The organism is Pseudorhodobacter ferrugineus DSM 5888 (assembly GCF_000420745.1).
In the GTDB taxonomy this organism is placed as follows: Bacteria; Pseudomonadota; Alphaproteobacteria; order Rhodobacterales; family Rhodobacteraceae; genus Pseudorhodobacter; species Pseudorhodobacter ferrugineus.
The window spans coordinates 49,836-60,096 of sequence record NZ_ATVN01000019.1 but is presented as its reverse complement, the minus strand read 5'-3'; the positions used below and the strand labels follow the sequence as shown (position 1 = coordinate 60,096).

Below are 10,261 nucleotides of genomic sequence, written 5' to 3'. Positions count from 1 at the left end.
ACCAAAGGCCAAAGTTCAGGTGCATTCCGACCAGGGTTCACAGTTCACCAGCTATGAGTGGCAGGAGTTCCTCGAACAGCATAATCTAACGCAAAGCATGAGCCGACGTGGCAACTGCTGGGACAATGCGGTGGCGGAAAGCTTCTTCAACCTGCTCAAACGCGAACGCATCCGCCGCAGAAAGTATAAAACGCGCGCCGAAGCCCGTCAGGACGTGTTCGACTACATCGAGTTTTTCTACAACCCGCAGCGCAAACACGTTAGGAACGGGATGCTGTCACCGATCGACTTTGAACAGCAGCAGAAACTGAAGCTGCAAGGTGTCTAGGAAACTAGGGGCTATTCAGGCACCACTTTTCCTTTTACCGCTGGCTTAACTTGGGCGAGCAAGCTGGAACAGGTCTGTGCTGCGGGCGTACCAGCCTGCGCCGTGCATGCGGCCGATCAGGCCCAAGGCGGGGGTGTCGATGTGGCCGCGGGCGGCATCGAGCACAACTGAATCCGATATATGTGCAGCGACCACACGGCCGATGACGATGGTTTGCATCGGGCCTGTGACCACCGATGACAGCATCACACATTCGAACGCCACAGGCGAGGCGGCGATGCGGGGTGGTTTGATATGTGTCGACGGGGTAGCATCGAGGCCTGCTAGGGCCATTTCATCCACATCCGGCCCTACACCTGCGCAAGTGGTGTTCATTGCGTCGGCCAACGCCTCGGGCACCAAATTCACCACAAATTCGCCGGCATCAAGGATGTTGCGGGCCGTGTCTTTCCACCCGCGCGTGGCATCGCGCAGCAGGCCCACGGCCACGGTGGGCGGCGTGTGGCCCATCGCGTTGAAAAAGCTGTAGGGGGCGGCGTTGACCACACCGTTCAGGCCAAGCGTGCTGATCCACGCAATCGGGCGGGGCGTGATAGTCGAGGTGAGGAGTTTATAGCCAATCTCGGGCGCGATTTTGTCGAAGTCGAAAAGCATTGGGCGGCCTTTGTGTGGATTTCCCCGATGCTAGCGATTTTCCAGCGCTGCGCCAGTGGTCGAAGATGCGGGCAGGTCTAACCCGCCTGTGCCGGGGTTTTGCCGGTCACAAAGGCTGCGATTTCGGCGGCGGGGCGGGCACCGGGCAGGCGGGCGACCTCTCGCCCCTTATGATACAGGATCAGCAAGGGGATGCCTTGGATGCGCAGACGTTCCGAGATTTTGGGATGGTCTTGGGTGTTGATTTTGGCAAAGCGCGCGCGGCCTTCGAGCGTTTTGGCAGCCTTGGCAAATTCGGGGGCCATTTGCCGACACGGGCCACACCACGGAGCCCAATAATCCACCAGCAAAGGCAGGTCATCGCCGCGCGTGGCTTTGTCATGGGTGGCGGGGTCAAGCTCGGCCACTTTGTCCGTGACAAGGGCCTCACCGCAGGACCCGCATTTGGGGTTTGCGGTCAGTTTCGCCGCAGGCACGCGGTTCATTTGCCCGCAGGTCGTGCAGGCCAGTTTTACGCCTTCTGCCATTTTGGCCCCCTATCATATTCCGTTGTTGTTATATGTAGGGGGCCGGTTTGGCGGTTTCAAGCAGAGTTATTCTGCCGCCTCGGCATAGTCCGACAAAGGCGGGCAGGTGCAGATCAGGTTGCGGTCGCCATGCACGTTGTCGACACGGCCCACAGGTGGCCAGTATTTATCGACGCGGAAAGCCCCGGGGGGGAAGCAGGCCGCCTCTCGGCTGTACTTGCGGTCCCAATCGGCAACAAGGTCGTTGACGGTATGGGGCGCGTGGCGCAAGGGGCTGTCCTCGGCTGATATGTCACCGTCTTGGACCGATTGAATTTCGGCGCGGATGGCCAGAAGGGCGGTGATGAAGCGGTCAATTTCGGCCTTGGTTTCTGACTCCGTGGGTTCCACCATCAGCGTGCCAGACACGGGCCATGACATGGTAGGCGCGTGAAAGCCGTTATCAATCAAGCGCTTGGCAATGTCATCGACGGTGACGCCCCAATCGCTGAAGGGGCGGGTATCAAGGATGCATTCATGCGCCACGCGGCCTTTGTTGCCCATGAACAAAATCGGATAGGCGCCGTTCAGACGTGACGCGATGTAGTTGGCGTTAAGGATCGCCACGCGGGTGGCTTGGGTCAGCCCTTCGCCGCCCATCATCAGGCAATAGGCCCATGAAATCAGTAGGATAGAAGCCGAACCGTAAGGAGTGGCGGAAACTGGCCCTTCGGTCAAACCCGTCTGTTCGGGGTGGCCGGGCAGGTAGGGGGCCAGATGCGCGCCCACGCCGATTGGCCCCATTCCGGGGCCACCGCCGCCATGCGGGATGGCAAAGGTTTTGTGCAGGTTCAAGTGGCTGACATCGCCGCCAATTTTGCCCGGTTTCACAAGGCCGACCAGCGCGTTCATATTCGCACCGTCGATATAGACCTGGCCGCCGTGGTCATGGGTGATTTGGCACACCTCGCGCACGGTTTCCTCGAACACGCCGTGGGTCGAAGGGTAGGTGATCATACAGGCGGCCAGTTTATCGCCCGCAGCGGCGGCCTTGGCGCGGAAATCATCCAAATCGACATCGCCGTTCGGGGCAGATTTGACCACGACCACCTTCATCCCAGCCATTTGGGCGGATGCGGGGTTGGTGCCATGGGCCGAGGTGGGGATCAGGCAGATGTCACGATCAGCCCCGCCATTGGCGCGGTGATAGGCTTGGATGGTCAAAAGGCCCGCATATTCGCCTTGCGCGCCGGAATTGGGTTGCATCGACATCGCGTCATAGCCCGTGATTTCACACAGCTTTTTCGACAGATCGTCGATGGCATAGGCATAGCCTTGGGCCTGATCCAGCGGCACAAACGGATGCAGCGACCCAAATTCCGGCCACGTGATTGGCATCATTTCGGCGGCGGCGTTCAGTTTCATCGTGCAAGACCCCAGCGGGATCATGGCGCGGTCAAGCGCTAGGTCACGGTCGGACAGGCGGCGCATATAGCGCATCATTTCCGATTCCGCGCGGTTCATGTGGAACACCGGATGTGTCAGGTAATCGGTTTCGCGGATCATCGCATCGGGAAAGCCGATTTCGGCGCGGTGGGGGGGCACACCTTCAATACCAAAAGCGCGCAACACGCGGATCAGGACCTTTTCATCGGTGGTTTCATCGAGGGAAATCCCCACGCGGTCGTTGCCGATTTTGCGGAAATTCAGGCCTTCATGGCGGGCGGCGGCAAGGATGCCAGCTTGGCCCACGCCCACCTCAACCGTGATGGTATCGAAAAACGCATCGGGGGATACTTTGGCCCCCGCAGCCCGCAAGGCGCGGCCCAAGCGGACGGCGGAAAAATGCACGCGATCGGCGATGGCGCGCAGGCCTTTGGGGCCGTGAAACACCGCATAGAACGAGGCCATAACCGCCAGCAATGCCTGCGCCGTGCAGACGTTGGACGTGGCCTTTTCGCGGCGGATGTGTTGCTCGCGCGTTTGCAGCGACAGGCGGTAGGCCATGTTCCCGTGGCTGTCGATCGACACGCCGACAATGCGGCCGGGCATGGACCGCTTGAGGTCATCTTTGCAGGCCATAAAGGCGGCGTGGGGGCCGCCGTAGCCCAAAGGCACCCCGAAACGCTGGCTGGAGCCAATGGCGATATCGGCCCCCATAGCACCAGGTTCTTTGATCATGGTCAGTGCCAAAAGGTCTGTGGCCACCACTGCGATTGCCTTGGCGGCGTGCAGGGCCGCGATTTGGTCGGTGTAATCGGTGACATGGCCATAGGTGCCTGGGTATTGGAAAATCGCACCGAAAACGGTGCTTGGATCCATTGAAGACGAGTCGCCCACCATCACCTCAATCCCCAAGGGGGCGGCGCGGGTTTGGATGACGGCGATGGTTTGCGGGTGGCAGTTGCGATCCACAAAGAACCCTCGCGCCTTGGATTTGGCGCTGCGCTCGGCCATTGTCATCGCCTCGGCGGCGGCCGTTGCCTCATCCAGCAAGCTGGCGTTGGCGACGGGCAGGCCGGTTAGATCGGCGACCATGGTTTGATAGTTCAGCAGCGCCTCAAGCCGGCCTTGGGCAATTTCGGGCTGATAGGGGGTGTAGGCTGTGTACCATGCGGGGTTTTCAAGGATATTGCGCTGGATCGCAGGCGGCGTGACGGTGCCGTAATAGCCTTGACCGATCAGGCTGGTCATCACTTTGTTCATCGAGGCGACATCGCGCATTTTGGCCAAAAACTCATGTTCCGCCAGCGGCGCCCAGCCCAGCGAAGTTTTTTGCTGGATCGAGGCGGGGATGGTTTCATCCATCAGCGCATCAAGGCTGGCGGCCCCTACAACGCGCAGCATCTCGGCCATTTCCTCGGGCGAGGGGCCGATGTGGCGGCGGTTGGCGAAATCATAAGTGTTATAGTTTACAGGCGTATAGGTCATTTCCATCCCCTAAATACCGGCATCCTGCGACCGCGCCAAAGTCAAACCCTTGGCGCGGGAGGCTGCGGGTTATCCAATAAAATCGTTGTATTCGTCTTCGGACATGAAGGCGTCCAGCACCGACAGGTCATCGAGTTTCATCTTGAAGAACCAAGCGTCACCCGTGGCGTCGTCATTTACCAAACCGGGAGTGTCATTCAGTTTTTCATTCACTTCGACAATCTCGCCATCGACAGGGGCAAGGATGTCGGACGCGGCCTTGACGGATTCGATCACCACCACCTCATCGCCCGTGGCGACGACGGTTTCGGGTTCGGGCAGTTCAACAAACACCACATCGCCCAATTGGGTGGCGGCATGTTCGGTGATGCCGACGACGACAAGATCGCCTTCGACGCGCAGCCATTCGTGATCTTCGGTGTATTTCATCATAGTGCGGGTTCCTTGAAATTCGCGCTTAGCGTTTGAAGGTGGAGGGACGGAAAGGAAGCGGGGCCACGGTGACGGGCAAGCGTTTGCCGCGCACCTCGCCCCAAAGCTGGGTGCCATTTTCGGCAAGGGCGGGGGGGACGAAGCCCATGGCGATGGGCGCGTCGATTGTGGGGCCGAAACCGCCCGAGGTGACGCGGCCGATGGGCGTGCCGCCTGTGGCTGTGTCAAAGAGGTCTACGCCTTCGCGCATCGGCGCACGGCCATCGGGCAAAAGGCCTACGCGCAGTTTTGACGGGCCGTTTTCAAGCTGGTTCAGGATGGTTGCCGCACCTGGAAAACCGCCTGCGCGGTCGCCACCCGTGCGGCGGGATTTTTGCATGGCCCAAGCAAGGTTTGCCTCAACTGGTGTGATGGTTTCGTCCATGTCGTGACCATACAGGCACAGCCCCGCCTCTAGCCGCAGGCTGTCGCGGGCACCAAGGCCGATGGGGGCGACGGACGGGTGGGCCAGCAGCGCCTTGGCCAAACCCACGGCACCCGTGTTGGGGACGGAAATTTCAAAGCCGTCTTCGCCCGTGTAGCCGGAACGCGAGATCCAGAGTTCACCAAAGACCGAATGGGCGGTGATGACATCCATAAAACGCATGGCCATGACGCCGTGGATCATGCCGGAAATCGCATCTTCGGCCCCTGGCCCTTGCAAGGCCAACAGCGCACGGTCGGTCACAGGGGTGACGGTGGCGACATCGGCGAGGTGTTTGGTCATATGGGCGATATCGCCTGCCTTGCAGCCAGCGTTGACCACGACAAACAGATTGTCGCCACGATTGGCAAACATCAGATCGTCAATGATCCCGCCCGTGTCATTGGTGAACAGGCCATAGCGCTGGCGACCATTAGCCACGCCTGCCACAGCGACGGGCATCATCGCCTCGAACCCTGCGATCAGGGCGTCCATATCGGTTTTGGGGTGCAAAAGGACCTGACCCATATGGCCCACATCAAACAGACCAGCAGATTGGCGGGTGTGGAGATGTTCTTTGAGCACGCCCATCGGGAATTGGACAGGCATTTCATAGCCCGCAAAGGGCACCATTTTTCCGCCCAATTCGACGTGAAGATCGTACAGTTCCGTCCGCGCAAGTTCGGCCATATAGCCCCCATTGATCACGCCGGAAAAACCCCGGCACTTTGCAGACAGGCCAATCCCATCTGTAAAATGCCCCCTCTGTCCTTGCTGCGCGCCCCATTGGGTTTGCAAGCGCCTGAGATCATTATCCCTTCGGCGGGCGCGTGTGTGCGCCACTCTCCAGAGTCCACCACCAGAACCGGTCCCTTGCGCCTGAGAGTTTACCGGGGCGGTTGCTCCTTCGGCACCAGAACAGGGCTTGCGCCCCAACCGGATTCTCCCGATCCTGATGGCCGAAACCTAGCGCGGCTTTGGGGGCCAAGCAAGGGGAAATGAATACGACTGCATACAAGGGGAATGCGACATGCGTGAGCATTTTTTCGGCTATGGATCATTGGTGAACCGTGCGACGCATGGGTATGGGCAGGCCGAGCCTGCGCGACTGCGGGGCTGGCGCAGGGTTTGGGTGCATACTGCGGTGCGACCCTTGGCCTATTTGTCGGTCGAGCGGGATGCGGGGACGGTGATTGACGGGTTGATCGCCCATGTGCCTGGCGGGGATTGGGCCGCGTTGGACGCACGGGAACACGGGTATTCACGGCACGTGGCGCAAGCAACGGGTGTTGGGGGCACGCGCGATATTCAGGTTTACGCGGTGCCGGTGGGGGAAGGGGCGGTGCCTGTGGAAGCGCATCCGATTTTGCTGAGTTATATTGATGTGGTTGTGCAGGGGTTTTTGCGCGAGTTCGGGCCTGCGGGGGCGGAAGGGTTTTTTGCCTCCACGCGCGGCTGGGACGCGCCGATTTTGGATGATCGGGCGAAGCCCCAGTATCCGCGGGCGCAGGTGTTGACGGGCGCGGAGCGTAGGATCGTGGATGCGGGGTTGATGGGCGTTGGGGCGCGGGTGGGGTGACGCTTTTGTGTTCCCAATGAGGGTTTGGGGCTGTGCACTATGATTGATGTCCCACGAGACAATGAACCGTCGGAGGATATTTGTACCGCAAAGAACTGGGGGGTGCGGGCAAGGTGGCGCAGGTCGGGGGCTTAGATGTCGAGTTCAGCCAGAAGCGTTGACCAGCCGGCGCCGTGCATGTCGCGGTCAAGGCGGTGGCCTTGGATGACGGGGCGGGGGAAAGAAAATTTGATGACGTTAAGGTCGGGGATGTCGAAGCGTTTGAGCAGTTGGGTGGGCTGGTGGTAGAGGGCCGCGATTGCATCGGTTTTGAGGGCCGTTGTCAGGGTGGTGTAGGCATCAGAGCTGCCGCAGAACACGTCGATGGTGACCCAAAAGGGGCCTGCGTTTTTGGAGCGGACTTTGAGGGCGATATCGCGGACTTGGGTCATGGGGTTACCTCGGTCACATCAAGGCGGAAGGCGGACATCGGGTCATCCAGTTCCAGCACATGATTGAGAGCAAATTCATAGAGCGCGCCGCGGTCGGATTGGGCGGGGGAATAGGGGAAGGCGAAGGTGGGGAGTTCCTCGGACTCGGTTAGCGGATAGTGCAGCAGGTGGGGGTTGGCGAGTTTGCCGATTTCGGACGCCAGCGCCTGCGTTTGGGCGGTGATGATCAGCAGCACGCCCACCTCGGTGGGGCTGCCGATACGGTTTTCCATCGCGCCAAGGGTTGCGTTGACGCCGATCAAGCGGAAGTCGAGGGTGTAGCTGTTGGTCGGCAGGGCCATGCGTTTGGCAATGAGGGCATCGAGGAAGCTGTGCAGTTTATCGGCCCAAGCCTGCGCGTTGGCTGCGTAATGGGCATCGCGCAGCACGGCCAGCAGGGTGGTTTGAAAACCAGCAGCGCGGGCCCCTTCCAGTTTGACGGTATAGGGGCCTGGCACCCATTTGGACCCAGTGGCGCGGGTGCGGCGGGCATCGAGGGCGGTGTATTTGGTTTCGGTCACGTCAAGGTGGCCGCCCGGTTCATACAGGATAAACGGATCAGAGTTTTCGTAAAGCATATGGGCCGAGACGGAATGGGGCGTGCAGGTGGCCCCATCGGCGAGGGGTTCAACCGTGAAGCCATCCGCATCGAAATCGACCATGATCACGCCCGAAGTGGGGTTGGTGGAACACAAGGCCCCGCATTCGGCGATTTTGGCGCCGTGCCATGCGGCCCCTGCGTGATCGCCGCGCATGAGGGGCAGGGCCGCGATGATGGCGGTGTCGGTGGTGCGGCCTGCGATGATGATATCGGCACCGGTGTTCAGCGCGGCCTGAATTTGTTCGGCCCCTGCGAGGGCCACGATATTGGTCATTTGACCCAAGGCTTCTGCGTTGATGTCAGGCGCAGGGGTCAAAGGGCGCAGACGGCCTTGCGCCAACGCATCGGTGATACGGGGGCTGGGCTGGTTGGAATAGAGGCGCGCGATGCGGAGGGACTGGCCGAGTTCAGTTGCCAGTTCGCAGGTGATGTCGAACATCCAGTCGACGCACGTATCTGCGCCGCAAGTGCCCGCCGTGCCGATGACCAAGGGCACGCCTGCCTGTGCCCGCGCGAGCATCAATTCGCGCCATTCGGATTTGGTGACGGAACGGGCGTATTTGGATTGGCCTGCGCCGAGGGACCATGGGCCAGAATCCGTAGAGCCGCCGTCGATCGCGATGAGATCAGGCTTTGCCGCCACCCCGCGCGCAAGGGCTGCGCGGTCAAACCCCAAGCACAATACGCCGGAGGGTATAAGGATGCGAGTGGGCATGGGGGTGGTCCTTGTGGCTGAATTGAAAGCGCCCCTTGCAACTGTGTGCAGGGGGCGCTGGGGTGTTAATCTTCGTCCAGCGTTGGCAATGGCGGTTTCTTCAAGAATTTGCGCAGGAAGATCGGGGCAAGGAAACCCAGAACCGCAAAGAGCCATAGCCCGATCGAGATGGGCGAGGACAGAAGATAGCTCCAATCACCATCCGACAGGATCATCGCGCGGCGCAGGTTGTCCTCCATCGCGTTGCCAAGCAGGATGCCAAGGATGATCGGCACGGTGGGAATGTCGATCTTGCGGCAGACATAGCCCAGTACGCCAAAGGCGACCATCATCTTGAGTTCAAAGCTGGACGAGGTGAGGGAGTAGATGCCGACAAAGGCGATCATCGTGACACCGGGCAGCAGCACATAGGACGGCACCGACAGGATTTTGACGAAGACCTTGACCATCGGCACGTTCATGATCAGCAGCATGACGTTGGCGATAAGCAGCGCCGCGATCAGGGACCAGACCACCTCGGGGCGTTCGGTGAACAGCAAGGGGCCGGGGGTGATGTTGAGCGTGAGCAGAAGGGCCAGCAGCACGGCGGTGGTGCCAGACCCTGGCACACCCAGTGTCAGCATCGGGATCAACGCGCCACCGGCGGCGGCGTTATTGCCCGCCTCGGGGGCGGCCACGCCGCGCGGGTTGCCCTTGCCAAAGGTTTCCTTGTCACTGGCGATGGATTTTTCACCCATATAGGCAAGGAAGGACCCAAGCGATGCGCCAGCACCCGGCAAAATGCCTGCGATAAAGCCGATACCCGAGCCGCGCAGCATAGCGCCTTTGGTATCGTTCAGCATTTTCCACGGGATCATGACCTTGCCCAGTTTCACCCCGATGGCCGAGTTTTTGCCGTGGGATTCAATGAAATGAAACACCTCGGACACGGCGAACAGGCCCACGATGGCGACAAGGAAATCGATGCCATCAAACAGGTGGATATTGCCAAAGGTAAAGCGCTGCATGTTGGTGGTTTGGTCCAACCCGATCATCGCGATGCCAAGGCCGATACAAGCCGCGATGGCCGATTTGGCTTGGTTATTCGAGCCAACACCGCCCAGCGTGCAAAACGCCAGCATATAAAGCGCGAAATATTCGGCGGGGCCGAACTGAAACGCGACGCGGGCCAGCCATGGGGCCATGAGCATCAGGCCGATGGTGGCAAGGAAGGCACCGACGAAGGAGGCGACGCCTGAGACAACAAGTGCCTCGCCCGCGCGGCCTTGTTTTGCCATGGGATAGCCATCCAGTGTGGTCATCATCGCGGGTTCATCACCCGGAATGTTGAGCAAAATGGATGAGATGCGCCCGCCATACATCGCCCCGTAATAAACCGAGGTGAGAAGCACGAGGGCGGAAATGGCATCAAACCCCATCGAGAACGAAATCGGGATCAGCAGCGCCACGCCGTTCGATGGCCCAAGGCCTGGCAAAGCGCCGATGATGGTGCCGACAAAACAGCCGACAAAGGCCAGCATCAGGGTATAGGGCGAGGCCGCAATCGAAAACCCCAGCGACAGGTTTGCGTAAAGGTCCATCA

At 60.3% G+C, this 10,261-nt stretch carries 10 protein-coding genes and 1 riboswitch; of the genes, 2 read left to right on the top strand and 8 right to left on the bottom strand.

Annotation, left to right across the window (positions count from 1 at the left end; all coding sequences use genetic code 11):
- The coding region (locus tag G560_RS0115345) for an IS3 family transposase (protein ID WP_022705186.1) at positions 1-328 on the top strand (328 nt) is incomplete at its 5' end.
- Positions 329-373: 45 nt separating this feature from the next.
- On the opposite strand, the gene G560_RS0115340 is transcribed toward G560_RS0115345, so the two are convergent.
- The 5 genes from G560_RS0115340 to gcvT all read right to left on the bottom strand — a co-directional run bounded on the left by G560_RS0115340 (position 374) and on the right by gcvT (position 6,004).
- The gene (locus G560_RS0115340) at positions 374-982 is read right to left on the bottom strand and encodes a flavin reductase family protein (protein WP_022705185.1); all 609 of its coding nucleotides are present in this window, start codon (positions 980-982) and stop codon (positions 374-376) included.
- Positions 983-1,059: 77 nt separating this feature from the next.
- On the bottom strand, positions 1,060-1,509 hold the full coding sequence (trxC, locus tag G560_RS0115335; RefSeq protein ID WP_022705184.1) for a thioredoxin TrxC: 450 nt from the start codon (positions 1,507-1,509) through the stop codon (positions 1,060-1,062).
- A gap of 66 nt (positions 1,510-1,575) precedes the next feature.
- On the bottom strand, positions 1,576-4,419 hold the full coding sequence (gcvP, locus tag G560_RS0115330; protein WP_028914158.1) for an aminomethyl-transferring glycine dehydrogenase: 2,844 nt from the start codon (positions 4,417-4,419) through the stop codon (positions 1,576-1,578).
- Between the two features lie 69 nt (positions 4,420-4,488).
- On the bottom strand, positions 4,489-4,848 hold the full coding sequence (gene gcvH / locus G560_RS0115325) for a glycine cleavage system protein GcvH (RefSeq protein ID WP_028914157.1): 360 nt from the start codon (positions 4,846-4,848) through the stop codon (positions 4,489-4,491).
- Between the two features lie 28 nt (positions 4,849-4,876).
- Positions 4,877-6,004 (bottom strand): glycine cleavage system aminomethyltransferase GcvT, encoded by a 1,128-nt coding sequence (gene gcvT / locus G560_RS0115320; protein ID WP_028914156.1) that lies wholly within the window; start codon positions 6,002-6,004, stop codon positions 4,877-4,879.
- Positions 6,005-6,170: 166 nt separating this feature from the next.
- A riboswitch (glycine riboswitch) is annotated at positions 6,171-6,273 on the bottom strand.
- Positions 6,274-6,344: 71 nt separating this feature from the next.
- Between gcvT and G560_RS0115315 the strand changes: the two genes are divergently transcribed.
- Positions 6,345-6,893 carry a gamma-glutamylcyclotransferase family protein gene (locus G560_RS0115315; protein WP_022705180.1) on the top strand — a complete coding sequence of 183 codons (549 nt, stop codon included), beginning with the start codon at positions 6,345-6,347 and terminating at the stop codon, positions 6,891-6,893.
- A gap of 131 nt (positions 6,894-7,024) precedes the next feature.
- On the opposite strand, the gene G560_RS0115310 is transcribed toward G560_RS0115315, so the two are convergent.
- The 3 genes from G560_RS0115310 to G560_RS0115300 form a co-directional block, all read right to left on the bottom strand.
- Positions 7,025-7,324, bottom strand: coding sequence for a DUF4387 family protein (locus G560_RS0115310; RefSeq protein WP_022705179.1), 300 nt, complete (start codon positions 7,322-7,324; stop codon positions 7,025-7,027).
- Positions 7,321-8,679 carry an acyclic terpene utilization AtuA family protein gene (locus G560_RS0115305; RefSeq protein ID WP_022705178.1) on the bottom strand — a complete coding sequence of 453 codons (1,359 nt, stop codon included), beginning with the start codon at positions 8,677-8,679 and terminating at the stop codon, positions 7,321-7,323. Before G560_RS0115305 ends, G560_RS0115310 begins: the two co-directional genes overlap by 4 nt.
- Before the next feature lie 65 nt (positions 8,680-8,744).
- Complete coding sequence (locus G560_RS0115300) at positions 8,745-10,259, bottom strand: tripartite tricarboxylate transporter permease (RefSeq protein WP_028914155.1); 1,515 nt, start codon at positions 10,257-10,259, stop codon at positions 8,745-8,747.
- Between the last annotated feature and the right edge of the window lie 2 nt (positions 10,260-10,261).